General features: G+C 63.5%; 26 protein-coding genes. 17 read left to right on the top strand and 9 right to left on the bottom strand.

Features of this window, described 5'->3' with window-relative positions:
• The first annotated feature begins 114 nt into the window (after nucleotides 1-114).
• The 4 genes from EB235_RS03165 to EB235_RS03180 are packed head-to-tail and all read left to right on the top strand — an operon-like array spanning nucleotide 115 to nucleotide 3,411.
• Entirely contained in the window at nucleotides 115-996 is an 882-nt protein-coding gene (locus tag EB235_RS03165) for a branched-chain amino acid ABC transporter permease (RefSeq protein WP_027032398.1), read from the top strand.
• The gene (locus EB235_RS03170) at nucleotides 993-1,955 is read left to right on the top strand and encodes a branched-chain amino acid ABC transporter permease (protein WP_027032397.1); all 963 of its coding nucleotides are present in this window, start codon (nucleotides 993-995) and stop codon (nucleotides 1,953-1,955) included. Before EB235_RS03165 ends, EB235_RS03170 begins: the two co-directional genes overlap by 4 nt.
• Entirely contained in the window at nucleotides 1,952-2,677 is a 726-nt protein-coding gene (locus EB235_RS03175; RefSeq protein ID WP_027032396.1) for an ABC transporter ATP-binding protein, read from the top strand. Before EB235_RS03170 ends, EB235_RS03175 begins: the two co-directional genes overlap by 4 nt.
• Complete coding sequence (locus EB235_RS03180) at nucleotides 2,674-3,411, top strand: ABC transporter ATP-binding protein (RefSeq protein ID WP_027032395.1); 738 nt, start codon at nucleotides 2,674-2,676, stop codon at nucleotides 3,409-3,411. Before EB235_RS03175 ends, EB235_RS03180 begins: the two co-directional genes overlap by 4 nt.
• On the opposite strand, the gene EB235_RS03185 is transcribed toward EB235_RS03180, so the two are convergent.
• Nucleotides 3,412-4,821, bottom strand: coding sequence for a sodium:proton antiporter (locus EB235_RS03185; RefSeq protein ID WP_027032394.1), 1,410 nt, complete (start codon nucleotides 4,819-4,821; stop codon nucleotides 3,412-3,414).
• A 49-nt stretch (nucleotides 4,822-4,870) separates the two neighbouring features.
• Nucleotides 4,871-5,485: a bifunctional nicotinamidase/pyrazinamidase gene (pncA, locus tag EB235_RS03190; RefSeq protein ID WP_027032393.1), complete on the bottom strand. Its 615-nt coding sequence runs from the start codon at nucleotides 5,483-5,485 to the stop codon at nucleotides 4,871-4,873.
• Nucleotides 5,486-5,778: 293 nt separating this feature from the next.
• Between pncA and EB235_RS03195 the strand changes: the two genes are divergently transcribed.
• The 6 genes from EB235_RS03195 to EB235_RS03220 are packed head-to-tail and all read left to right on the top strand — an operon-like array spanning nucleotide 5,779 to nucleotide 12,930.
• Nucleotides 5,779-6,642: an FAD binding domain-containing protein gene (locus EB235_RS03195; protein WP_027032392.1), complete on the top strand. Its 864-nt coding sequence runs from the start codon at nucleotides 5,779-5,781 to the stop codon at nucleotides 6,640-6,642.
• Complete coding sequence (locus tag EB235_RS03200; RefSeq protein WP_027032391.1) at nucleotides 6,639-9,473, top strand: molybdopterin-dependent oxidoreductase; 2,835 nt, start codon at nucleotides 6,639-6,641, stop codon at nucleotides 9,471-9,473. The genes EB235_RS03195 and EB235_RS03200 overlap by 4 nt, the downstream gene beginning before the upstream one ends.
• Nucleotides 9,470-11,011: a hypothetical protein gene (locus tag EB235_RS03205; RefSeq protein ID WP_027032390.1), complete on the top strand. Its 1,542-nt coding sequence runs from the start codon at nucleotides 9,470-9,472 to the stop codon at nucleotides 11,009-11,011. Before EB235_RS03200 ends, EB235_RS03205 begins: the two co-directional genes overlap by 4 nt.
• Nucleotides 11,011-11,895: a UPF0280 family protein gene (locus EB235_RS03210; RefSeq protein WP_027032389.1), complete on the top strand. Its 885-nt coding sequence runs from the start codon at nucleotides 11,011-11,013 to the stop codon at nucleotides 11,893-11,895. Before EB235_RS03205 ends, EB235_RS03210 begins: the two co-directional genes overlap by 1 nt.
• Complete coding sequence (locus EB235_RS03215; protein WP_027032388.1) at nucleotides 11,888-12,472, top strand: amino acid synthesis family protein; 585 nt, start codon at nucleotides 11,888-11,890, stop codon at nucleotides 12,470-12,472. Before EB235_RS03210 ends, EB235_RS03215 begins: the two co-directional genes overlap by 8 nt.
• The gene (locus EB235_RS03220) at nucleotides 12,469-12,930 is read left to right on the top strand and encodes a MarR family winged helix-turn-helix transcriptional regulator (protein WP_027032387.1); all 462 of its coding nucleotides are present in this window, start codon (nucleotides 12,469-12,471) and stop codon (nucleotides 12,928-12,930) included. The genes EB235_RS03215 and EB235_RS03220 overlap by 4 nt, the downstream gene beginning before the upstream one ends.
• 23 nt (nucleotides 12,931-12,953) lie before the next feature.
• Here the strand turns inward: EB235_RS03220 and EB235_RS03225 are convergent, their stop codons facing one another.
• The 4 genes from EB235_RS03225 to EB235_RS03240 all read right to left on the bottom strand — a co-directional run bounded on the left by EB235_RS03225 (nucleotide 12,954) and on the right by EB235_RS03240 (nucleotide 16,907).
• Nucleotides 12,954-13,748 carry an inositol monophosphatase family protein gene (locus EB235_RS03225; RefSeq protein ID WP_027032386.1) on the bottom strand — a complete coding sequence of 265 codons (795 nt, stop codon included), beginning with the start codon at nucleotides 13,746-13,748 and terminating at the stop codon, nucleotides 12,954-12,956.
• A gap of 83 nt (nucleotides 13,749-13,831) precedes the next feature.
• A complete protein-coding gene (locus EB235_RS03230) occupies nucleotides 13,832-14,833 on the bottom strand; it encodes an LLM class flavin-dependent oxidoreductase (RefSeq protein ID WP_027032385.1) in 1,002 nt (333 codons plus the stop codon).
• Nucleotides 14,830-15,666 carry an arylamine N-acetyltransferase family protein gene (locus EB235_RS03235; RefSeq protein ID WP_027032384.1) on the bottom strand — a complete coding sequence of 279 codons (837 nt, stop codon included), beginning with the start codon at nucleotides 15,664-15,666 and terminating at the stop codon, nucleotides 14,830-14,832. The genes EB235_RS03230 and EB235_RS03235 overlap by 4 nt, the downstream gene beginning before the upstream one ends.
• A 71-nt stretch (nucleotides 15,667-15,737) precedes the next feature.
• Nucleotides 15,738-16,907 carry an AI-2E family transporter gene (locus EB235_RS03240; RefSeq protein WP_027032383.1) on the bottom strand — a complete coding sequence of 390 codons (1,170 nt, stop codon included), beginning with the start codon at nucleotides 16,905-16,907 and terminating at the stop codon, nucleotides 15,738-15,740.
• A gap of 276 nt (nucleotides 16,908-17,183) precedes the next feature.
• Between EB235_RS03240 and EB235_RS03245 the strand changes: the two genes are divergently transcribed.
• Complete coding sequence (locus EB235_RS03245) at nucleotides 17,184-17,738, top strand: carboxymuconolactone decarboxylase family protein (protein ID WP_027032382.1); 555 nt, start codon at nucleotides 17,184-17,186, stop codon at nucleotides 17,736-17,738.
• A gap of 105 nt (nucleotides 17,739-17,843) precedes the next feature.
• Nucleotides 17,844-18,734 carry a helix-turn-helix transcriptional regulator gene (locus tag EB235_RS03250; RefSeq protein ID WP_051429874.1) on the top strand — a complete coding sequence of 297 codons (891 nt, stop codon included), beginning with the start codon at nucleotides 17,844-17,846 and terminating at the stop codon, nucleotides 18,732-18,734.
• An 88-nt stretch (nucleotides 18,735-18,822) separates the two neighbouring features.
• Here EB235_RS03250 and EB235_RS03255 read toward each other — a convergent pair whose 3' ends face one another.
• On the bottom strand, nucleotides 18,823-19,884 hold the full coding sequence (locus tag EB235_RS03255; RefSeq protein ID WP_027032380.1) for an LLM class flavin-dependent oxidoreductase: 1,062 nt from the start codon (nucleotides 19,882-19,884) through the stop codon (nucleotides 18,823-18,825).
• 221 nt (nucleotides 19,885-20,105) lie between these two features.
• Between EB235_RS03255 and EB235_RS03260 the strand changes: the two genes are divergently transcribed.
• Nucleotides 20,106-20,534 carry a DUF6481 family protein gene (locus EB235_RS03260; protein ID WP_027032379.1) on the top strand — a complete coding sequence of 143 codons (429 nt, stop codon included), beginning with the start codon at nucleotides 20,106-20,108 and terminating at the stop codon, nucleotides 20,532-20,534.
• A gap of 155 nt (nucleotides 20,535-20,689) precedes the next feature.
• Here the strand turns inward: EB235_RS03260 and sugE are convergent, their stop codons facing one another.
• Both sugE and EB235_RS35075 read right to left on the bottom strand, forming a co-directional pair.
• Nucleotides 20,690-21,004: a quaternary ammonium compound efflux SMR transporter SugE gene (gene sugE / locus EB235_RS03265; RefSeq protein ID WP_027032378.1), complete on the bottom strand. Its 315-nt coding sequence runs from the start codon at nucleotides 21,002-21,004 to the stop codon at nucleotides 20,690-20,692.
• 198 nt (nucleotides 21,005-21,202) lie between these two features.
• Nucleotides 21,203-21,328: a hypothetical protein gene (locus EB235_RS35075; RefSeq protein WP_080680894.1), complete on the bottom strand. Its 126-nt coding sequence runs from the start codon at nucleotides 21,326-21,328 to the stop codon at nucleotides 21,203-21,205.
• Nucleotides 21,329-21,540: 212 nt separating this feature from the next.
• Here EB235_RS35075 and EB235_RS03270 point away from each other — a divergent pair, with 212 nt between their 5' ends.
• From EB235_RS03270 to EB235_RS03285, 4 genes are all read left to right on the top strand, one after another.
• Nucleotides 21,541-22,350, top strand: coding sequence for a transglutaminase-like domain-containing protein (locus EB235_RS03270; protein WP_027032377.1), 810 nt, complete (start codon nucleotides 21,541-21,543; stop codon nucleotides 22,348-22,350).
• Nucleotides 22,351-22,476: 126 nt separating this feature from the next.
• Entirely contained in the window at nucleotides 22,477-23,430 is a 954-nt protein-coding gene (locus EB235_RS03275) for a cation diffusion facilitator family transporter (RefSeq protein ID WP_027032376.1), read from the top strand.
• Between the two features lie 77 nt (nucleotides 23,431-23,507).
• Nucleotides 23,508-23,912 carry a GFA family protein gene (locus EB235_RS03280; RefSeq protein WP_027032375.1) on the top strand — a complete coding sequence of 135 codons (405 nt, stop codon included), beginning with the start codon at nucleotides 23,508-23,510 and terminating at the stop codon, nucleotides 23,910-23,912.
• 78 nt (nucleotides 23,913-23,990) lie between these two features.
• Nucleotides 23,991-24,803 carry a class I SAM-dependent methyltransferase gene (locus EB235_RS03285; RefSeq protein ID WP_027032374.1) on the top strand — a complete coding sequence of 271 codons (813 nt, stop codon included), beginning with the start codon at nucleotides 23,991-23,993 and terminating at the stop codon, nucleotides 24,801-24,803.
• Nucleotides 24,804-24,811: the final 8 nt, after the last annotated feature.

The following is a 24,811-nucleotide window of genomic DNA, read 5'->3' on the forward strand; positions in this document are numbered from 1 at the left end:
GCAAATGCGAAGCCTGTGAGACGGGGTGGGGGCTGCGACGGCCCATGCCCCACCCCCCACCCGACCGCTTCGCGGTCACCCTCCCCACGAGGGGGAGGGTAAGGGCGCCCCTGAATGCACTTTGGTCCCCACCTCCTCCTCGCCGCCCTCGAAGGCCTCGTCACCTCGGCCGTGCTGGCGCTCACCGCGCTCGGGCTCTCGCTGGTTTTCGGCGTCATGCGCGTCGTCAATGTCGCGCATGGCGAGTTCTTCATGCTGGGCGCCGTGCTCGCCTGGGCGATCACCACAGCAATCGGCGGCCATCCGGCGCTTGGCTTTCTGGCGGCGCTGGTGATCGCGCCGCTGATCGTCGGCGCCATTGCGCTGGTCGCCGAGCGGCTGGTGCTGCGCCGGCTCAACTACAATCCGGAAGCCACCATCGTTGCCACGATCGGCATGCTCTACATCATTCAGCAGCTGGCGCTGACCTTCTATGGTCCGGAGGCGCGGCCCGTCGAGCCGCCGTTCAGCTACCGCATCCTTTTGCCGTGGTTCGGCTATTCCGGCTACAAGCTGTCGATCATCGCGGCTTCAGCGCTCATCTTGATCGCAAGCTGGCTGGTGCTGACGCGCACCAGGATCGGCCTCATTATGCGCGCCACCCAGTATGACAGCGAGACGGCGCAAGCCTTCGGCATCCCCGTCGGCCGCGTCTATGGCGGGGTCTTCGCGCTTGGCGCCATGCTGGCGGCCATTGCCGCGGTGCTGATCGTGCCGATCAGCCAGGCGCATTATCTGATGGGGCAGGATCCGCTACTCTTGTCCTTCATCGTCGTCATCATCGGCGGCCTTGGCTCCCTGCGCGGCACGGTCGTCGCCGCCGTGCTGATCGGCATGTCCGACGGCATTGTCTCGATGTTCTTCTCGCCGACCTTGGCCAAGATCATCGCCACGCTGCTGGTCGCCATGGTGCTGGTGTTCCGGCCACAGGGCCTGTTCGGGACGGCATCGCGATGAGCGAAGCTTCGCCGGCAAAAGCCTATGCCCTTCATCTCGGCGTCATCGCCCTGCTCTTCGTGCTGAGCTTCCTGCTGCCAGACTATTATCACGGGCTGCTCGCCCGCATCATGGTGCTGGCGGTCTTTGCCATGGGCTACAACATGCTGTTCGGCTATGTCGGCCTGCTCAGCCTTGGCCATGCCATGTTCTTCGGTGCGGGGCTTTATGGTGCCGGCCTTGCCGTCATCCAACTCGGCTGGGGCGTGCCGCTGGCCTTCGTCAGCGGGATTGCCTGCGGCGCCGTACTGGCGCTGATGATCGGTCTCCTGGCACTGCGCACCACGGGCGTGGCCTTCATGATCGTCACTATGATGTTCGCGCAGGTGTTTTCGCTCCTCATCCTCTACTTCGCATCGTGGACCGGGGGCGATCAGGGCATGGTCGTGCCGCAGCCGGCGCGCGTCCTCAGTTTCGGCGCGACCGTGCTCGACCTCACCAATCCGACCGTCCGCTACATGAGTGCGCTGGCGCTGTTTTCGATCGTACTGCTGATTACATTGGCGATCGTCCGCTCCCGCTATGGCCGCGTGCTGGTTGCCATCCGTGAGAACGAAGAACGCACGAAGATGCTGGGCTACGACACCTTCTCCAACAAGCTTATCGCGGTCGTGATCTCCGGCACCATCTGCGCCGCCTCGGGTGCCGCCTACGCGCTGCTGTTCGGCTATGTCGGATCAAGCTTCGCTTCGGTGCAATATTCGATCCTGCCGCTGCTGTGGGTCCTGCTCGGGGGCGCTGCCACGACACTCGGGCCGCTGATCGGCACGGTCTTCATGTATTATGTCATCGACATCACCAGCGGCTACACATCGGCCTATCTGCTGATCGTCGGCATCGCGCTGATCCTGCTGGTTCTGTTCTTTCCCAAGGGCATTCTGGGCAGCATCCGCCAGCGGTGGCTCGGGTGGCTGCCATGATGCCGCTTTTGACCACCAAGGGCCTGTCGCGCAGTTTCGGCGGCCTGCGCGCCGTCGACAATGTCGACTTCACCTTGATGCCCGGAGAGATCCGCGCCGTCATCGGCCCCAACGGCGCGGGGAAGACCACCTTCGTCAGCCTGGTTAGCGGCCGCATCCAGCCCTCTTCGGGCGCGATCGTCTTCGACGGCGCCGACATCACCAGCCTGCCGGCCTATGTCAGGGTGCGCCAGGGCATCGCCTACACGTTCCAGATCACCAGTGTCTTCGCCAATCTCACCGCCTACGACAATGTCGCATTGCCGGTGCAGCGCACGCTGACCGACGGCCGCTCGAAGGACGCGGTGCGTGCCGGCGTGATGACCGCGCTCGAACGTACCGGGCTGGCCGACCGCGCCCATATGCCGGCCGGTCAATTGTCCTATGGCCACCAACGCCTGCTTGAGGTGGCGATGGGCCTGGCGCTGAAGCCACGCCTGCTGATCCTCGACGAGCCGACGCAAGGGCTGGCCGACAGCGAGATCGACAATTTTATCGCCCTGGTGCGCGAGATCGCCAGGGACGCCACCGTGCTGCTGATCGAACACAACATGCCTGTCGTCATGCAGCTTGCCGATCGCATCACCGTCTTCAACGCCGGCAAGATCCTGGCCGAAGGCACGCCCGAGGCGATCCGCGAAAATGCGGCGGTGCAGGAAGCCTATCTGGGGACCGCCCCATGAGCGAGACAGGCCCGACGGAGCAGAGCAAGACGGAAGCGTTGCGGATCTCGGGACTGGACTGCTTCTATGGCGAGGTCCAGGTGCTCTACGGGCTCGATCTTGTTCTGAACCAGGGTGAGGTTCTGTGCCTGTTCGGTCGCAACGGCGCCGGCAAAACGACGACGCTGAAGGCCATTATGGGCCTGGTTCCTTCAAGCGCCGGCTCGATCAGGCTTGCTGGTCAGGAATTGACCGGGCTGCCGGCGCATGAGGTGCCGAAGGCCGGCGTCGCCTACGTGCCGCAGGCAAGACGGCTGTTCGCCGAGATGACGGTGGCCGAGAACATCGAGATCGGCCTGATGGCGCGCGGCAAGGGCAAGGCGACCCGTGAAAACGTGCTCGACCTATTCCCGCTGCTGCGACAGCGGCTGCGGCAACGCTCGGGCACGCTGTCCGGCGGCGAGCAGCAGATGCTGGCGATGGCGCGTGCGCTCTGCCTCGAACCGCAGGTGCTGCTGCTCGACGAACCGACCGAAGGGCTGATGCCGTCGATGATCGCCAAAATCCGCGAGACGGTGTCGACGCTGCGCGACATGGGCGTCTCGACCATTCTCGTCGAGCAACGGGTCGACGCGGTGCTGTCGGTTGCCGACCGGGTGTGCTTCATCGAGAACGGTCGCAACCGCGAGACGGTCGATGTCGAGGAATTGCGCGCCGATCCATCGGCGGTCAGGCGCTATGTCGGTGTCGGCTGATCAGCCGAAAAACAGGAAGCCCGCGATCAAAAAGGTCGGGATCAACACCAGCCCGGACCACAGCATGTAGCCGAAGAAGCCCGGCATCCTGACGCCGCGATGCCTGGCGATGGCATAGACCATGAAGTTGGGCGCGTTGCCGATATAGGTGTTGGCGCCCATGAACACGGCGCCCGCAGAGATCGCGGCCAGCGTCGAGGCGAACTCGGTCATCAGATGATGGGCATCGCCGCCGGCGAGCTCGAAGAACACCAGATAAGTCGGCGCATTGTCGAGGAATGACGATAGCGCCCCGGTCAGCCAGAAATAGGCGAGATTGTTCGGCGTGCCTTGCACTGAGGTGACCAACGCGACCAGTGGCGCCAGCGCGCCCTCATGACCGGCCCTCAGGATGGCGATGACCGGCACGATGCAGATGAAGATGCCGGCAAACAATTTCGCCACTTCCGCGATCGGTCCCCAGTTGAAGCCGTTCGCCTCGCGGTACTCCCGGCGCGAAACCGCCAGCGAAACGAAGGCCAGCGCCAGGATGACGGCATCGCGCACCAGGTTCTGCAGTTCCAGGGTCACGCCTTGGATGGAGACGCTGACCTCCGGCTTCCAGGCCGCCGACATCAGGATCGCACCTATGACGCCGGCGAGCAGCGGAATGTTGGGCAGGCCGCGCAGGCGTATCTTCGAATCCGGCGTCGGGTCCTTGATCTTCGGCGCGCCGTTTTCGCGGCGATGCAGGATGATGTCGGTTGCCAGGAACGCCGCCAAGACGACGAGGCCGACAAAAAGCGTCTCGCGATAGAGGTTGGCGGTGGTCCAGAAGAAATCGACGCCGCGCAGGAAACCGACGAACAGCGGCGGGTCGCCGAGCGGCGTCAGGGAGCCGCCAATATTGGAAACCAGGAAGATGAAGAAGATGACGACATGGGCGTTGAACGGCCTGTTGTCGTTGGCGCGCAGGACCGGCCGGATCAGGATCATCGAGGCGCCGGTGGTGCCGATCACCGAGGCGAGCAGCGCGCCGACCAGCAACAGCCCGGCATTGACCAGCGGCGTGCCGTGGATGTTGCCGGCAAGCAGGATGCCACCCGAAATCGTGTAGAGCGCAAACAGCAGGATGATGAACGACATGTATTCCGTCAGCAACGCATGCAGCACCGCCGCGGTCGCCTGGGGGATGCCGAAGGCCAGCGCCAGGGGCACGACCACCAGCGCGGCCCACAGGGCTGATATCTTGCCGTAGTGATGCTCCCAGACATGGTGGAACAGCAGCGGACCGGTGGCGATCGACAGCAGCAGGCCGGCAAAGGGCAGTGCCCACCACAGCGACATGGTGGCGCCGGGCAGGTCGTGTTCCTCGGCGGCGAAGGCTGCTCCAGGGAAAAGCATCGCGACAATGATGGCAGCGCCCGCCATCACGCCTGCGGTGATCCGCGAAAAGCCCCCCTGATGCCCCACCGTCGGTTCAGTCCGACACGGGATCTTCAAGCGTCACGCCGGCATCGCGCATGCGATGCAGCATCGTCTCCAGCGAGCCGTTGAGATCGATGGCGCGGCAGGCGTCGAGCCGCACGGTGGTCTTGAACCCATGGGCAACGGCGTCCAACGCCGAAAAGCCAACGCAGAAGTCGGTCGCCAAGCCGACCAACGTGATGGTGTCGATGCCGCGCTCCTTGAGATAGCCGGCGAGGCCGGTCGGCGTCGTGCGGTCGTTCTCGAAGAAGGCCGAATAGCTGTCGATGTCAGGGCGAAATCCCTTGCGGATGACGAGTTCGGCCTTGGTCCAGGCAAGGCCGGAGTGGAAATCCGAGCCGAGGCTGCCCTGGATGCAATGGTCCGGCCACAGCGTTTGCTGGCCGTAGGGCATCTCGATCGTCGAGAACGGTTGCGCGCCCGGATGGCTGGAGGCGAAGCTGGAATGGCCGGCGGGATGCCAGTCCTGCGTCAGCACGACATGGTCGGCGTGGCGGATCATATCGTTGACCAGCGGCACGATCTCGTCGCCGCCGCTCACGGCCAACGCACCGCCCGGGCAAAAATCGTTCTGCAGGTCGATGACAACAAGCGCTTGGTCGGCCATTGGGCCTCCTTCTTCTCTGTGTGGGCTCGGGCTCCAGTAGAAAGATGCCGCTGACGCGACCGGAGGCAGAAACTTGACCAGATGGCCGCCCGCGTCAACCTGCGAAGACGTAACAATCTCGTTGCGTGTATCCTCGCAAGGATGATGGTCCAAACTCTGGCTTTGACAATTTCCACCGGCTTGATATCATTTGCATACGAATGAGTTTCCGGTTTCAAACCGGCAAGACAATCCCAGGGTAAACGCCCTGGGTGGGCCAATTTCGGGGAAGGCCCTATCTGGGAAGGCAAAGCGTGATCCGTTACGCGAAACCCACCACGGTCGACGAGGCGCTCGCGCTGCTTGGCGAGGGCGCGTGGCGTATCCTCGCCGGCGGCACGGATTTCTATCCGGCGCAGGGCACCAAGCCTTTCCGCGACAATGTCCTCGACATCAATGGCCTTGCAGCGCTGCGCGGCATCGCCGAGACGGATGACCACTTTGTCCTCGGCGCGCGCACGACATGGACCGACATCATCCGCTATCCCTTACCGCCAGCCTTCGACGCGCTGAAACAGGCAGCTCGCGAGGTTGGTTCGCCGCAGATCCAGAACGTTGCTTCCGTTGCCGGCAATCTCTGCAACGCCTCACCGGCCGCCGACGGTGTGCCGAGCCTGCTCACGCTTGATGCCGAGGTCGAACTGCGTTCGGCAGCGGCGACGCGTTGTCTGCCCTTGCCGGAATTCATTCTCGGCAACCGCCGCACCGCCCTGCAGCCGGGCGAAATGGTGACGGCCATCCGCGTGCCTAAGCTTGCCGTCGCCGGCACATCGGCCTTCGTCAAGCTGGGCGCGCGACGCTATCTCGTCATTTCCATTGCCATGGTGGCGGCGCGCCTGGCCGTCGAGAACGGCATTGTCGCGGATGCTGCCGTTGCCGTTGGTTCCTGTTCGGCTGTCGCCAAGCGGCTTGCCGCCGTTGAGACAGCGCTACGCGGATTGCCGGTCGATCATAGGCTCGCGGCTGCCGTCCAGGCCGCGCCGATGGCCGAGCTGTCGCCGATCGCTGATGTACGCGGCAGCGCCGAGTACCGGCTCGACGCCGTGCGCGAGATCGTTGCCCGCGCCGTGTTGCAGGCTTCCGGACAGACAAGTGATCACGCAATGGTGGCGGCATGAACCGGGTCTGGCCTGAAGTCGGTGAAACCCTGCCCGATCTTGGTGCTGTCCAGCGCGGCATCGGCCTTGAGCGCGCCGACATCGCTTTCGAGGTCAATGGCGATGCCGTTTCCGTCAACGTGCCGCCACTGCGCCGGCTGTCCCTGGTGCTGCGCGATGAGTTGCGGCTGACCGGCACCAAGGTCGGCTGCGACGCCGGCGATTGCGGCGCCTGCACGGTGCTGGTCGATGGCGATCCCGTCTACGCCTGCCTGATGCCTGCGGCTTCCGTATCCGGGGCGGCGGTAACAACAGTCGAGGGCCTTTCCAATGGCCGGCTGTCGGCCCTGCAGGCCTCTTTCCTGGCCCATGGCGCGGCGCAATGCGGCATCTGCACGCCGGCGCTGCTGGTCGCGGCGACTGCGCTGCTGGACAAGAAACCGAGCCCGACCGAGATCGAGGTGCAGGACGCGCTGGGTGGCATTCTCTGCCGCTGCACCGGCTATCGGAAGATTATCGCGGCGGTCATGGATGCATCCCTCCAGTCAGCAAGTCTGGATTTCTGCCTGCCTCAGTCCGGTCACGCCGTTGGCGCGTCACCTGTCAGACTCGATGGCATGCCGAAGGTGACCGGCGGCGAAAAATTCGGCGGTGATTCCTTCCCCGCCGATGCCTTGTCCGTGCTGGTGGTCCGCTCGCCGCACTATCATGCCAGCTTTGCGTTCGGTGACCTCGATGGCTGGGCAAAAGCCCATCCCGGCATCGCTGGGGTCTTCACGGCGGCCGATATTCCGGGAAAGAACTGTTTCGGCGTCATTGGCCCATTCGCGGACCAGCCGGCGCTGGCGGAAGGGTTTGCCCGGCTGCGTGGCGAAGCCGTGGCGCTGGTCGCCGGCGAGCGCGAGGCGATCCTCGATCTCGATCTGTCGGATTTCCCGATCCGCTGGACCGAGTTGCCGCATTTTCTCCAGCCTGCCGAAGCTCAGGCTGCCGACGCCGCGCTGATTCATGAGAACCGCCCCGCCAATTTGCTGACCAAGGGCTTTGTCGAGCGCGGCGACCCCGAGGCAGCCCTTGCTGGCGCGGCGTTCACCGTCTCCGGCGGCATCGACACCTCCTATGTCGAGCACGCCTATATCGAACCGGAAGCCGGCTATGCTTATCTCGACGGCGATACGCTGGTCGTCGTCGCCTGCACACAAGCGCCCTATATGGACCGCGACGAGACGGCGAAAGTGCTCGGCCTTGCCGTCGACAAGGTGCGCATCGTGCCGACCGCGACAGGCGGCGGCTTCGGCTCGAAACTGGACGTTTCGCTGCAGCCGCTGATCGGCCTTGTGGCACTGAAGACCGGGCGGCCGGCGGCACTTGCCTACACCCGTAACGAATCGATGATGTCGACCACCAAGCGCCATCCCTCGGAGATGAAAGCGACCATCGGGGCGGATGCCGACGGCCTCGTCACCGGCATGGTCTTTTCAGGCGATTTCAACACCGGTGCCTATGCCAGCTGGGGCCCAACCGTGGCGAACCGCGTGCCGGTGCATGCCTCCGGTCCCTATGCGACGCCGAACTACCGTGCCGAGGGCCGCGCCATCCACACGCATGGTCCGATCTCCGGTGCTTTCCGTGGTTTCGGCGTGCCGCAGGCCACGATCATGCAGGAGACGCTGTATGACGAGCTGGCCGGGAAGCTTGGCATGGACAGGCTCGATTTTCGCCTGAAGAACTGCCTTCGGAACGGCTCCGAAACGGTTACCGGGCAGAAACTGGAGTCCGGTGTCGGTATCTTCGAATGCCTCGACTCCCTGCGGTCGCATTGGGCGCGCGCAAAAGCCGATGCCGATACATTCAATACGTCCAATGTAAACAAAAAGCGTGGCGTCGGCATCGCGTCCTGCTGGTATGGCTGCGGCAACACCTCGCTGCCCAATCCATCGACCATCCGGGTCGGCATCTCGCCGTCGGGCGAGGTCATCCTGCACCAGGGCGCTGTCGATATCGGCCAGGGCTCCAACACCGTCATCACCCAGATCTGCGCCGACGCGCTTGGCCTGCCGCTGGAAAGATTCCGGCTGAAGAGTGCCGACACGGCGATCAGTCCCGATGCCGGCAAGACGTCCGCCTCGCGCCAGACTTTTGTCTCCGGCAAGGCGGCCGAAAAGGCCGGGCGGGCCTTGCGCGACAAGATCCTGCGCTTTGCCAACGTCTCGGAAAAGGCGACCCTCCGGTTGGACGGTGGGGCGATCGTCATCCGCGAGGGCGAGGCCACCCGCCGTATCGATCTCGCCGCGCTCGATGTGGATGCCGACGGCTTCGTCTTCTGCGCCGAGGAAACCTACGATCCGCCGACGCTGCCGCTCGATGCCAAGGGCCAGGGCAAGCCCTATGCCGTCTACGGCTACGGCGCGCAGATCGCCGAGCTGGAGGTCGATCTCAAGCTTGGCACGGTGAAACTGCTGAAAATTACAGCGGCGCACGATGTCGGCAAGGCGATCAACCCGCTGCTGGTCGAAGGCCAGATCGAAGGCGGCATCGCGCAAGGCATCGGCATGGCGCTGATGGAGGAGTACATTCCCGGCCGCACCGAGAATCTGCACGACTATCTGATCCCAACCATCGGCGACGTGCCGCCGATCGAGACCATCCTGATCGAGGTGCCCGACCCCGAAGGCCCGTTCGGCGCCAAGGGCCTGGGCGAGCATGTGCTGATCCCGACCGCGCCGGCGATCCTCAACGCCATCCGCCATGCCACCGGCGTTCTCATCACCAAGGTTCCGGCGACGCCGACACGCATTCGCGCTGGCATTCGGGAAAAAGATGGGATCCGCGAGAAGGACTCACGCGCATGAGCGAGCTTGCCGAACGTTTTGAGACCCATGACCCCGGCGAGAAGCTGGTGGCGGAGAAGATCCGCTGCGATGCCTGCCCTGTCATGTGCTACATCGCTGACGGCCGCACCGGCGCCTGCGACCGCTACGGCAATTCAGGCGGCCGCATCGTGCGCATGGATCCGCTGACCATTCTCGACCATGCGGCCGAGACCGGCGTGGCAATCGTGCCTTTCGTCGCCGAAGGCGAGGCTTGGGACGGCGAACTGGTCAACACCGGGCGCCGCTTCGTCACGGCGATAGGCGCGGGCACCACCTATCCCGACTACAAGCCGGCCCCCTTCATCGTCAGCCAGGAGGTCGAGGGCGTCGATCTCGTCACCGTGGTCACCGAAGGCATTTTTTCGTACTGCGGCGTCAAGGTGAAGATCGACACCGACCGTCATCTCGGGCCCGAAACGGCGGTCGTCCGCTCCCAAGGCGAAGCGATCGGCCATGTTACGACCGGCGAGTATGGCTCGCAGATGCTGTCGCTGGGCGGCGTGCATCATCTGACCGGCGGCTCCAAGTCGGAAGGCCGCGCGACTTGCGACGCGCTGCTCAATCTGTGCAACCGCAAGCCAGTGGAACTGGCCATTGACGGCGGCGCCACCATCATCGTCGAAGCCGGCAAACCACCTGTCATCGACGGCAAGCAGGAGCACCGCATGCGTGTCGGCTGCGGCTCCGCCACCATCGGCATGTTCGCCACGCAATGGCGCGGGCTGGTCGACGAGGTGGTGGTGGTCGACGACCACATCACGGGCGTCGTCTCCGAGCATCAGGCCGGCAAGGTTCTGGGCTGGCAGGATACCGGGATAAAAATCATCGGCCGCCGGTCAACGCCGGGCCGCTATTTCAAGGTCTCCGAGCCCGGCCTCGGCTGGGGCGGCACCTCGATTTCCGACCCATTATCGATCCTTGGCGAATGGAACGCCAAGAAGGGCGCGCGGCCAGGCCTGTCGCTGCTGATGGTTTCGACGACTGGTGAGCAATTCGCCTATTACGAACTCGACGACGAGCTGAAGCCGGTCGAGAAACCGTTTCCGGAGCGGTTGCAGAAGTCCGTCAATCTGATCGAGGATAATTGCGAGCCGGCCTTGTGCACCGTGCTGTTCATCGGCGGCGCCGGCGGCTCGCTGCGCGCCGGCGTCACCGAAAATCCGGTCAATCTCACCCGCTCGGTACAAGGCCTGAAGACCTATGTGACGGTCGGCGGCGCGCCGGTCTATGTCTGGCCTGGCGGCGGCATCACGCTGATGGTCGATGTCACACGGGTCCCTGAAGGCGCCTTCGGCTATGTCCCGACTCCCGCATTGGTAGCGCCGATCGAATTCACCTTGCGTCGCGACGACTATATCAGGCTCGGCGGTTACGAGGCTGAGATTCGAAGCGTCGATGACATCGTCGCCAAGGGTGGCGAATATCTCAATCCGCGCCGTGGCTCGGGTGCCGCGGCCCAAAATCCGTGGCCACCGCTGGCGCAGTTACGCCGCAACGGCTCAAAAGGGGCCGGGTGATGGACGGCCCACAGGCGCATTGGCTGCAGGACGGCAAGCGGCTGCATCTGAACCACGGGCCGATCGACCTGATCGTCGAGGCCTTCGGCGAGGCGGATGAGTGTCGTGCCGCTTACGCCCAGGCCATCGCGCGCTTTCAGACGATCCTGGTCGAGTTGGTCAAGGAGCTTCCCGAATTGCGGCTGCCGGCATTCTTCCTGGCGCCACGCACCTTTGAGGGTCCGACGGCGCGCCGCATGGAGGCAGCCGTCATGCCCCTGGCGGAATGCTTCATAACACCGATGGCCGCCGTTGCGGGATCGGTAGCCGACGAAATGCTCGCCGCATTGCTTGCCGGCCGCAAACTCGACCGGGCCTATGTCAACAATGGTGGCGACAGCGCTCTCCATATCGGCAAGGGCCGGTCGATGGGCCTGGCGGTCGCCGGAACCGGCAACGGCATGGCCGACCGGATCACGATCCGTGCGGAAGACGGCGTTGGCGGCGTCGCCACCAGCGGTTGGCGCGGCCGCTCCTTCTCGCTTGGCATTGCCGACGCCGTCACCGTGCTGGCGCGGACTGGCGCCGAGGCGGATGCGGCGGCGACGCTGATTGCCAACGCGGTAGACCTGCCCGGCAATCCCGCCATCAAGCGCATTCCCGCACAGGAATTGTCGCCCGACAGCGATCTCGGCCCGCGCCTGGTGACACAAGCCGTCGGCACGCTTGCATTTGGCGAGGTGGCGCGGGCGCTGGACAATGGCCTTGCCGTCGCCGAAGATTTTCGCAGGCGCGGCCTGATTGCCGCATCGGCGCTGTTTCTCGGCGGTGAGGCCCGCATCAGTGGCTCGGTTGCACTTGCCGCGCCCAACAAGAATCCTAGGGAGGAAATTGCCCATGCCTGAGTTCCCGATCCGCAAGATCGCCGTGCTGAGTGAAGAGATATTTCATGAGGGCGGGCCGGTCGCGGACGTGCCGCGCCGGCGTGCCGCGGCCATGGCCGTGGTCAAGAATCCCTTCGCCGGGCGCTATGTCGAGGATCTGCAGAGCGCCATGGACGATCTGAAGCCGCTCGGCCTGCTGCTTTCCGATAAGCTCATCGCCGCACTTGGCGGTGACGTCAAACAGATCGACGGCTACGGCAAGGGCGCCATCGTCGGCATTGCAGGCGAACTGGAGCACGGTGCGCTCTGGCATGTGCCGGGTGGCTACGCCATGCGCGAACGGCTCGGCGACGCCAAGGCGATCGTGCCGTCGGCCAAGAAGGTCGGCGCCTTCGGCTCGAAGCTCGACGTGCCGCTCGGCCATATCAACGCGGCCTATGTGCGCAGCCATTTCGACGCCATGGAAGTCGGCATCAGCGACGGCCCGCGCCCGGACGAGATTCTTTTCTGTCTGGCCATGACCTGCGGGCCGCGCATCCACAACCGCATGGGTGGTCTTGCGGCCGACGGCATCAAGGCCTGGGACGGGCTGCGGTGAGCGGCGAGGACAATCTGCTCAAACTGGTCGAGGCCGAAGAGCCTGAGGACCACGATTACCTCCTGCAGGAGCAGGTCGGCTTCATCCTGCGCAAGGCGCACCAGCGCCATGTCTCGATCTTCGCCGCCCATATCGGCGATTTGACGCCACCGCAATTCGCGGCGCTGGCCAAGTTGCGCGATGTCGGTGAGACCTCGCAGAACCAGCTCGGCACGCTGATCGCCATGGATGCGGCGACGGTGAAGGGCGTCATCGACAGGCTGAAGGCGCGCGGCCTTGTCGAGCTTTCCAAGCATGAGGTCGACAAAAGGCGGCTGCTGGTCAATCTCACCGCCGAAGGCCGCGACGCCATCGAACGGCTGATCCCGCTGGCCCACGAGATCACCAGGGAAACCCTGGCGCCGCTCTCGAGCAAGGAGATCGCCACCTTCACGAAGCTGCTGGCGAAGCTGGCATAGGGATACCCGCCACCCGGTAGCAATCAGGGCCGGAACACCCCTGAACACAGCGCCTGCAATTTCGAAAACACACCCTTGCCGCCCGTGATGACCTGCGTCCCGCTCTGCAGCACCGTCTTAGGATCGGGCTTCAGAATCGTGCCGCCGGCCTCCTCGATCAAAAGCATGCCGGCCAGGCAGTCCCAGGCGTTCATGTGTTCTTCCACATAGCCAAGCAGCCGGCCCGAGGCCACATAGGCCAACATCAGGGCGCCGGAGGCGTTGCGGAAGAAGACGCCGCCTTCGGCCAGGATCTTCTGGATCAGCACGGCGATATTCTCGGCCTCGGCCCGGTTCGAGAATCCGGTCCCCACCGAGCCCTCTTTCAGGCTGTTCGCCGCACTGGTCCTGATTGGCCGGCCATTGAGGAGGGCGCCGCCGCCGAGCCTTCCGTGAAACGTCTCGCCGGTCGACGGTTCATGGATGACGCCGACGACCGTCTCCCCGTCCCTTGCGCAAGCGATCACCACGCACCAGGCCGGGATGCCGCGCACGAAATTGGCGGTGCCGTCGATGGGGTCGATGACCCAGACATAGCCGGTCGCACCGGCGACCGAGGCATGCTCCTCGCCGACAATGCCGTCTTGCGGATAGTCAGCGGCGATGGCCGCGCGGATGAACAGCTCAACCTCGCGGTCGGCTTGCGAGACCAGGTCCTGATGGCCCTTGCTCTCGATGGTCAGGCTTTCCAGATCGCGGAAATATTTGAGGCCGAGCTCGCCTGCCCGCCGCGCCAGATCGATGGCAAATTGCGTGCGTGCGTCAAAATCATGGGTCACGGGAAAGCTCGCTCTTGCCTCTGAATGCTCCGCACTTAGCAGAGCATCGCTACCGGCAAAAGGACCCTGCTAGACACAAAACGTCAGGCCGCCTGCGACAGGGATTTGTGAGCGTCGGCCAGGATCTCGAAGGAGCGCACCCGGGCAGCATGATCAAAGATCTGCGCGGTGACCATCAGCTCGTCGGCACCAGTGCGACGCACGAAGGCATCGATGCCCTGCCGGACCGTTTCGGGAGAGCCGACGACGGCGCAGGACAGCGCCTGGCCGAGCATGGTCTTGGCCATCGGGTCGAGATCCCGATCATAATTCTCGACGGGCGGCGGCAGTCGCCCCGGCCGGCCGGTGCGCAAATTGACGAAGGCCTGCTGCAGCGAGGTGAACAGCAGGCGCGCCTCGGCATCGGTCGGTGCTGCAAAGACGTTGAGGCCAAGCATGACATGCGGCTTGTCGAGTTGTTCCGAGGGCTGGAAACGTGAGCGGTAAATATCCAGTGCGTGATCGAGCTCTGCCGGCGCGAAATGCGAGGCGAAGGCGTAGGGCAGGCCGAGCATGGCGGCGAGCTGGGCGCCATAGAGGCTGGAGCCGAGAATCCAGATCGGCACGGTCTGGCCCTCGCCGGGCACGGCGCGCAAGCGCTGGCCTTCCTCGGCCGGCAGGAAATAGCCCATCAGCTCGACGACATCCTGCGGAAAGTTGTCGACGCCGGCCTCAAGGTTGCGGCGCAAGGCGCGCGCCGTGTTCATGTCGGTGCCGGGCGCCCTGCCAAGGCCGAGATCGATGCGGCCGGGAAACAAGGCAGCCAGCGTGCCGAATTGCTCGGCGATGACCAGCGGCGCATGGTTGGGCAGCATGATGCCGCCGGCGCCGACGCGAATGGTTCTGGTGCCGCCGGCGACATGGGCGATGACCACGGATGTGGCGGCGCTCGCAATGCCCGGCATGTTGTGATGCTCGGCCAGCCAGTAGCGCTTATAGCCCAGGCGCTCGGCATGGCGGGCGAGATCGAGCGAGTTGGCCAGCGACTGCGAGGCATCGCTGCCTTCGACGATCGGCGACAGGTCGAGAACGGACAATTCAGTCATGCGTTGGTCTCCACGATCTTCTTCTCACGCACCCGGGCCTCGAAAGCCCTGCGGTCGGGAATGATGATGCCGAGTTGGCCTTCCAGCGTGTCGGCGAGTTCGGCGGCGGTGGCTATCTCTGTCTGCTCGGTACGGCCACCAATGTGATGGACCGACAGGCGGTTGCCACGCAACGCGTAACGCCGGTCGGGCGCCGCGCGCGCCGCCACAACCGTCGTCAGGAAATGCGATATCGGGTTGGTCGACAGGAAGTAGCTGGTGACGGAATAGTCGACCTCAAATTGCGGCTGCAGATCGAAGCGGTAGAGCGAGCGCCAGTCGCCGCCGATGGCAGCCTGCAGGCGGAAATAATCGTCGGCCTCGACAAGCCGGAACGTTTCGTGCGGGGTTTTCTGTTCCGGGCCGGGGTCCAGCAACAGTGGTGCGGTCAGGGTCAGGCCGCCGAAGCCGACATCGGCAATGTGGGTCCGGCCATCAAGCTCGATGCGCAGCAGCATATGGCTGCGCGCGGTGATGGCGTCCTCGCTCTGACCCCAGAGCACACGCGCGGCGAGGCCGCTGACCTCAAAACCAAGCGCCTCCAGCGCATGCATGAAGAGGAGGTTGTGCTCGAAGCAATAGCCGCCGCGCCTGCCAAGGACGATCTTGTCCTGCAGAGCGGCAAGGTCGAGCCTAACTGGGTTGCCAAGGAACGGATCAATGTTTTCGAACGGGATTGCCTGCGGATGCAGGAAATGCAGCGCCTTCAGCGTGTCCAGCGATGCGTCCCGAGGACCGGCGTAACCGATGCGAGCGAGATAGGCGTCGAGATCGAAGGAAGGAACGTCGCTCATTGGGAAGGCACCGGGCATTGATCGGCCGGATATAGGCATTCGATCCCGCCGCCGCAAACAGCGTCCACCTTCTAGGTGGCGGCCTTGCCGTTCTCGTTCGTCGACTCCTCCTCTGCCACGGCGGTTTGCTGCGCGGCGAGGAAATTGCCGACATGGCTCAGCCCGTCGAAATGATCGCAGAACACCTTGATGACGACCAGTAGCGGCACCGCCATCAGGGCGCCGACGAAGCCCCACAGCCACGACCAGAAGGCGATGGCGATGAAGATCGCCACGGCATTGATCTCCAGGCGCCTGCCGACCACCATCGGCGTCACGAACTGACCTTCGACGATGTCGCACAACAGCACGAAGGCCGGCGCCAGAAGCGCGTAGGAGATGGTGTCGAAGCTGATCAAGGCCATGACCGTGACCAGCACCAGGGTCAGCAGCGCGCCGACATAGGGCAGGAAGTTGAGGAGTGCCGCGGTGACGCCCCAGACCAGCGGATTGGGCATGCCCAGCGCCCACAGGCCAAGGCCGATGACGGTACCGAGACCGGCATTGATGATGGTGACGGTGAGCAAATAGTGCGAGATTTCACGCTCGACATCAAAAACGACACGCAGCGCCCGCTTCTTCTCACTGAGGTTGGCGAAGGACTGGATGATCTTTTCGTAGAACATTGTGCCCGAGGCGAGCAGGAACAGTGACAGCACGAAGATGATGGTGAGGCTTGTTCCCGCTGACAGGATATTGCTGGCGGCCGACGACAGGATGCCGGACTGGGCAACCGCCACCTTCTGCACGCCGGGCTCCTGCGTGGTCTCGGTCAATTGCTCGATCTGATGCGAGACCTGCATGATCTTTTCCAGCGGACGCTGCAGTTGCGCCAAACGCTCGGTGAGCTGCTGGCCGATCGATGACGTGTTGTTGATGAGATCGATCACCGGGCCTGAGAGCAGGTAGCCGGCGCTGGCAAACATGCAGATCGAGAGCAGAACCAGAAGGGTCGCCGAGATCACTTCGGGAATGCCGCGCTTGCGCAGCAGCCGCACGATCGGCGTCAATGTCAGGGCCAGCAGGAAAGCCAGGATGACCGGCATGAAGAAGGCGCGGGCGAAATACAGCGCGTAGATGGTCATGAAAATAAAGATGCCGATGAGCAGCGAGCGCATCAGATGCGTATCGGCACGCGTCGCGACGCGCACCTCTTCTGCCTCGGCAGCGCCTGCGCCCAAAACGGCGGGTTCGGTTTTCATGGTCGCCCTCAAGCCCGCGCCCCTCAGCGCGGCAATTGCCTGCATGAAACGCAGACTGCGGGCGCGGGTTCCATGAGCCGGCTTTGAAACCAGGCCCGTATGGCGACAGGAAATCACCGGTTGGGCAGCGCTTCGATCGAAATATTACACGGCATGTAATTGAGACCATGCCTTCGATGGCCCTAGTCGGTGAAGACTTTCGCGATCGAACACTGCCGTGGGGCATCCGCGAAGGTGGCATCCAATCAGAAACTGATCTTGGAAGAGGACGTTACAATGCAGAGATTCACACTTCAGACGATCGAGTCGGCACCGGAGAAATCCAGGCCAACCCTGAAGGCGCTGGAAGAGAAATTTGGCTTCCTTCCGAACGTCATGGCGACAATGGCGAACAATCCGGTTCTTCTCAACGGGTTCGCCGGCAGCTTCGGCAGCTTTCATGGCGGCAGCCTCGATGAAATCGAAAAGCAGGTCCTGCTGCTGACGAATGCCGTCACGATCAAATGTCCCTGGACCGTTGCCGCCCATTCGACGTTCGCCATCGAAGACGGGATCGCCGAGAGCGAGGTCATGGCGATCCGGGCCGGCAGGCTGCCCAAGGATCCCAGATACGCCGCACTTTCGGCGCTGACGAAGGCGCTGATCGAGACCAGGGGAAACGTGAGCGACGCGGATATCGACGCGTTTACCTCGGCGGGCTATTCGAAGGCCCAGATCCTGGAGGTCGTAACCGGGATCGGCATTTCCACCATGGCGGCAACCACCGCCAACATGGCAGGCACGCCGATCGAGGATCGCTTCCAGCCCCAACTGTGGTCCGCAGCGGCTTGATGAACCAATCGACGTCGCATGGATCGACTGATGCGACCCATGCGATGTCGGGCTTCATGCGCTGCCCGATCGCCACGTACGGTGCAGATGGATTGCGAGGATCCCATGAAATCGGCTGATCTCAAGACGAACATGACGCCAAACCTCGGCGTGCTGCTGCGCCATTGGCGCGATCTGCGTCGCCGAAGCCAGCTCGATCTATCGCTTGATACAGGCATTTCGCAAAAGCAGATCAGCTTCGTCGAAAGCGGCCGCAGCGTTCCCGGCCGCCAGACCTTGATGGCCATCGCCCAAGCGCTGGATGTCCCCTTGCGCGACCGCAACACATTGCTGCTGGCGGCAGGCTATGCGCCGATGTTTTCCGAGAACGCGTGGGATTCCGCCGAGATGGTTGGTGTGACCAATGCCTTGAAGCGCATGCTGCGACAGCACGAGCCTTTTCCGGCCCTGGTCATGGATCGCTACTGGAACGTGCTCATGACCAATGAAGCCGCGCCGCGCTTCTTCGGCTGTTTCATCGACATGGCCGCCCGCCGGGGGCCGCGCAACATGCTGCACCTGATGTTCGACCCCCAGGGCATGCGCCCATTCATCGCCAATTGGCCAGATGTCGCACGCAGTCTGTTCGAGCGTGTCTATCGCGAATCCATCGGCCGCGTCGTCGACGACAAGACGAAGGCCTTGCTGGCGGAGTTGCTCGCCTATCCCGACGTTGAGAGCGAATGGAAAAACCCGGTGGCGATCGGCTTCATGCCCACAATTCCACTTGGTTTCGTCATGCCGACCAAAGAGGGGCCGACCAAAGAGGGGCCGACCAAAGAGGGGCCGACCAAAGAGGGGGGCGATCGGGTTCTTAACTACTTTTCGATGGTCACCACCGTCGGTACGCCGCAAACCGTTGCCGCCCAGGAACTGCGCCTCGAGTGCATGTTCCCGGCGGACGAGGCGACCGAAAACCATCATGCGGAGCTTATGAAGGCCGCCGGTAGCCCGTAGATATCTGGCGGGACGAGCCCGCCGCTCTACCTCTTGGTTTTGCGCAATTGCTGTGGGAAAACCGTTTCACACTTTTCCGGCAATTGCTTCAGGCGACAGGCGCTGCCACCGCCGCTGCGGATTTCGCCGTTTCCTTGCGCACGATCGGTGCTACCCGGGTGCCGTAGAGTTCGATCGCCTTCATGATCTTGGTGTGCGGCATGGTGCCGATCGCCATCTGCAGCAGGAAGCGGTCATTGTTGAAAATCCTGTGCTGGGCGACGATCTTTTCCGCTACCTGCTCCGGATTGCCGACGAACAGGGCGCCATTTGGACCACGCGATTGGTCGAAATGCGCCCGCGATGTCGGCCCCCAGCCGCGCTCGCGGCCGATGCGGTTCATCACTTCCGCCTGCGGACCGTAGAAATCGTCGGCCGCCTGTTCGGTCGTCTCGGCAATGAAGCCGTGCACGTTGATGCTGGTGGCGAGGCCCGACGGGTCAGCGTCGGCGCGCTTGGCGGCCTCGCGGTAGACATCGAACAACGGCGCAAAGCGGGCCGGCTCGCCGCCGATGATGGCAAGCGCCAGCGGCAGGCCGAGCACGCCCGCGCGGGCAGCAGACTGGGGCGTGCCGCCAATGGCGATCCAGATCGGCAACCTGTCCTGGAACGGCCGGGGATAGACACCGCGATCGTTGATCGACGCGCGCAGATTGCCGGACCATGTGACCTTGACGCTGTCTCGGATGGCAAGCAGCAGATCGAGCTTTTCGGCGAACAGCTCGTCATAATCCTCCAGATTGTAGCCGAACAGCGGGAAGGATTCGATGAACGAACCGCGCCCGGCCATGATCTCGGCGCGGCCGCCCGACAGAAGATCGAGCGTGGCAAACTGCTGGAAGACGCGCACCGGATCATCGGAGGACAGAACGGTAACCGCGCTGGTCAGCTTGATGCGCTTCGAGCGCTCGGCTGCCGCGGCCAGCGCCACGACCGGTGCTGAAGCGGCATAATCGGGCCGGTGATGTTCGCCCAGACCGAAGACGTCGAGGCCGACCTGGTCGGCCAGTTCGACCTCCTCGATCAGGTTGCGCAAGCGCTCATGCGGGCCGATTGCGCCGGGGCCCGGCTGCGGGCTGACGTCGGCAAAGGTGTAGAGACCGAGTTCCATATCAATGTCATCCTGGTGTTGGGTTTTGCCGCTAGACGTAGCGAGCGCCCCGCTTCGCCGCCAGAGGCGCGGACAGTGAACAGTGCATGTCGTTTTGCGGGGGAAAGGCGTCTCCCGCGCGCAACATCGCGGAATTTCATGGCTGGCATACCGTTTTGGCGCTTGAACTCTTGCTATTCGCGCGTATGTAAGCCTCGCGAATTGACTTCAGGGAAGTGGACTTGGCTATCTACAGGGAAAAAGACATTTTCGAGCGGCGCAATGCCGCGAACGAGGCAAAGAAGGCGCTTCTGGAGCGCTTCAAGTCAAAGCCGGCGGCAGATGATCCTGCGGTTGTGGCGCGACAGGCCGAGCGCAAGGCAATCCTCGAGGCTCGTGAGATCCGCGAAGCCGAGAAGGCTCGGTTGAAGCAGGAAAAGCTGGCACGCGAGGCGGTCGAGAAGGCCGAGCGCGAGGCGGCGGCCGAAGCGGCGCGTATTGCAGCCGAAGAGGCAGCACAGGCTGAAGCGAAGATCAAGGAAGCCGAAGAGACCGAGCGCATTGCTCGCTTGCTGGCCGACGAAGCCGAACGCAAAGCAAAACGCGACGCGCGCTATGCGGCGCGCAAGCAGCGCACCGGCAGAACGCCCCCAGGCTTCTCCGCCCGCTAAGGCCTTTTCGGCCAAGCTTCGAAATTTGGATTCAGGGTCGCCTTGCAGCGGCCCTGAACGTGTTTGCATGAAAAAAGCCTTGAGCCTCTCCGAGGCGGGTGGTTCCAACGGCTCACGCCCTCGGGCCAAGCCCGAGGGCCAGCGTTTGGACGCAATCAGGCGGCGAACTTCAGCCCCATGATGCCGCAGACGATCAGCGCGATGCAGCCCAGCCTGATCGCGGTGGCGGGCTCGCCGAGCAGCCAGATGCCGAGCAGCGCGGTGCCGACCGTGCCAATGCCGGTCCACACCGCATAGGCGGTTCCGACGGGAAGCGCCTTCAGCGCCAGGCCGAGCAATGTAAGGCTGACGATCATCGACGCGACGGTCAGGACCGTCGGTACCAGTTTCGAGAAACCGTCGGTGTATTTGAGGCCGATCGCCCAGCCGATTTCGAACAGGCCGGCGAAAAACAGAAGAATCCAGGACATCGGAACGCTCCATCCAGCATCGGGCCGGAAACGGAGCCCGATCCGGGATGCTTGATCAATGTGGGCGGGTCGTCCCGACCGAATTTTCGGAGGTGCGGGGTCGTCCCCGCACCAGAGATATAGGCTTGTCCAAACGCCCGATCAACCCGGCGGCATTGCCTGACGCCGCCGGTGGGATTCCGCCGCGCTTGCCGAGGCCTACTTCTCCTTGATGCGAATCGCCTTGACCGGCGGCGCCTTCAGGGCGGGAGCGGCTGCCGGCTTCTTGGCATCCTTCTTCGGCTTGCGGGCTTCCTTGCCTGCCTTCATCGCACCTTTAGCCATGATTCGTTCCTCCAGTTGCGGGGAGTGAAGTGAAACAAGAGAAACGCTTTGCCGCAAGAGGGCAGCTTCTGTCGCGGCCGCCGGCCGGCTGCTTTCAACCGGTTTCTAATTTGCTCGTAAACCACGGCGGTCCGTGCCATTCTCGTCTTCGCACTGCAGCATCGACCCGCGCATTCGCCGGGTGATCGTCAGGCAGGCCGGTCAGGACGACAATGCGGATCCACATTGGCTGCGAGATGAGCTTCGACTTTCCGCAGGAAACGCCGCTCATCGCGATGCTCAATGTCCACTATTCCCGCGCCTCTGACCTTGAGCGCCCGGATTTTTTGACCTCCAACCCGCCGGTGCCGATCGAAAGCTACCGCGACAGTTTCGGCAATTGGTGCAACCGCTTCGTTGCGCCGCCCGGCCGGTTCACCTTCGGCACCGATGCGGTGATCCGCGCGCCCGGCACATTCGAGATGGGCGACCTGATGGCCTGGCAGCATGAGGTGCGCGACCTGCCTGCGGAGACCTTGCTGTTCCTGCTGCCCAGCCGGTTTTGCGAAAGCGACCTTCTGGCCAGCGAGGCGTGGCGGCTGTTCGGCCATACACCGCTCGGCATTCCGCGCGTGCAGGCGGTTTGCGATTTCGTCCACAACCATATCGTCTTCAGCTATGGCAATGCGCGGCCGACGCGCACCGCCGCGGAAGCCTACCGCGAGCAGAGCGGCGTGTGCCGCGACTTCGCGCATCTCGCCGTCACCTTCTGCCGGGCGCTCAACATCCCGACGCGCTACTGCACCGGCTATATCAGCGATATCGGCATGCCGAAGCCGTGGTCGGCCATGGATTTCGCCGCCTGGATGGAGGTCTATCTCGGCGGCCGCTGGCATGTCTTCGACCCGCGCAACAACTCGCCGCGCATCGGTCGTATCCTGATCGCCTCCGGGCGCGACGCGGCGGATGTGCCGCTGACCCATATTTTCGGACCGGGCACGCTTGCCGGCTTCAAGGTATGGACCGACGAGATCGTCGAATAGTCGCCGTCTTCCGCCGGCCGGTCCCAAGCAAATCTCGTCTTGAACCCACCTAGCAGTTGGCGCGTTATGGTGGAGGTTCGGCCGTCCGGCGGTTAGACTGGGTGCGTTGAACGGGGACCAAATACCATGGCCGGGCATGGCGGCTCGAAAACTGTCATCTACGCGGCGCTGGCCGGCAATCTCGCTATCGCGGTGACCAAATTCGCAGCCGCCTTCTTCACCGGGAGTTCGGCGATGCTGTCGGAAGGCGTGCATTCGCTGGTCGATACCGGCAATGGCGGCCTGCTGCTCTACGGCATGCACCGTGCGGCGCGCCCCGCCGACCGCACGCATCCGCTTGGCCATGGCCGCGAACTCTATTTCTGGAGCTTCATCGTTGCCTTGCTGGTCTTTGCGCTCGGCGCCGGCGTCTCGTTCTACGAAGGCATTATCCACATCATGGCGCCGGAGCCTGTCGCCAACGTCAAGGTCAACTACATTGTGCTTGGCCTGTCGTTCCTGTTCGAAGGTAGTTCATGGCTGGTAGCGCTGCGCGAGTTCCGTCAGCAGAAGGGCAAGCAGGGCTGGCTGCAGGCGGTGCAGTCGAGCAAGGATCCGAGCGTCTATACCGTGCTGTTCGAGGACAGCGCGGCCCTGCTCGGCCTGATCGTCGCCTTTGCCGGCATACTGGCGGCTGAGCTGCTGGAGATGCCGGAGCTCGACGGCGCTGGCTCGATCGGCATCGCGCTGATTCTCGGCGCGACGGCGATCTTCCTCGCTCGCGAAAGCAAGGGCTTGCTCATCGGCGAGCCGGCTTCTTCCGAGGTGCAGAAAAAGGTGCTGGCGATTGCTCAGCAGGATCCGGCGGTGCAGCGGGCGAACGGTGTGCTGACCGTCCATATGGGACCGCAGGAGATCGTTGCCGGACTGAGCATTGAATTCGAGGACCATCTGACGGCGCCGGAGATCGAGGCCTGTGTCGAACGCCTTGAGGCATTGTTGAAGAAAGAGATGCCGGAGATCACGCGGCTGTTCGTCAAGCCGCAGACGACAGGCACCTGGGAGCAGCGGCGCAAACTGATCGAAGCCGCGTCCAACTAGCCGCTGGACCATCGCTGCGCCGTTGCCCTGCCGCGCGGCCCCGCTAAGATCGGTCGATGGATTTTGGAGAAGCGAAAATGAAGATCGATGGCGGGTGCCATTGTGGCGCCATCACCTATGAAGCGGAGGTCGATCCGGAAAAGACCTCGATCTGCCATTGCACGGACTGCCAGCAACTGACCGGCACGGCCTTTCGCGTCACCGTTCCCGCGCCCGAGAACCACTACAGGATCACCCGGGGGGCGCCGAAGATCTATATCAAAACCGTAGCGAGCGGCGCCAAGCGCGTTCAGGCCTTCTGTGCCGACTGCGGTTCACATCTTTACGCAACGTCGGTCGGCGATGGCCCAAAAATCTATGGGATCAGGGTAGGCACCGCGCGGCAACGCCAGGATTTGACCCCAAGACAACAGAAGTGGCACAGATCGGCTCTGCACTGGCTTCCGGAATTCGAAGGCATGGCGACCGTCGAAGAACAGTAGCACCTCTCGGGTCGAAAGCCGCCCAAGACAAGCAATTATGTGCTAGCGTCACTCGCATCAAACGGGCGGGTGATAGCCATGTTGGAAACGGACAAGTTGTTTGCCGGCTCAATCCCGGAAAATTACGACCGCTACATGGTGCAGTTGATTTTCGAGCCGTTCGCCACGGATCTTGCACAGCGAGCAGCGTCCTTTGCCCCCAGCGCCGTTTTGGAAGTGGCCGCGGGCACCGGGGTCGTCACCCGCGCACTGGCGCCAAAACTGTCCCCAGGCGCCAGTTATGTCGTGACCGACCTCAACCAGCCAATGCTCGACTATGCCGCCTCGCAACAGGCGCCCGACAGTCGCATCCAATGGCGCCAGGCCGACGCCATGGCGCTGCCATTTGAGGATGCGGCCTTCGATCTCGTTTGCTGCCAGTTCGGCGCGATGTTCTTCCCCAGCCGCCCCTCAGCCTACCGCGAGGCAAAGCGGGTCCTGAAGCCCGGCGGACATTTTTTGTTCAACGTCTGGGATCGCATCGAGGAGAATGTGTTTGCCAATGATGTGACGAAGGCCCTGGCCGGGATTTTTCCGAACGATCCGCCGCGTTTTCTGGCCCGCACGCCGCATGGCTACCACGACACGGCATTGATCCGCAGCGATCTTGAGGAGGCCGGTTTCTCCAGTGTGACGATCGAGACGAGGGCCGAACAAAGCCGCGCATCGTCTCCGCGCATCCCGGCCGTTGCCTATTGCCAGGGAACTGTTCTTCGCACCGAAATCGAGGCCAGGGATCCGGGAAAACTGGACGCTGCAACGGACTATGCCGCAGCCGCGATTGCGGCCAGGCATGGTAGCGGTGCGGTTGCCGCCAAGATTCAGGCACACGTCATCGTGGCTGTGGCCTAGGCGGAAAA

The sequence above is a fragment of the Mesorhizobium loti R88b genome, assembly GCF_013170845.1.
Taxonomy (GTDB): domain Bacteria; phylum Pseudomonadota; class Alphaproteobacteria; order Rhizobiales; family Rhizobiaceae; genus Mesorhizobium; species Mesorhizobium loti_B.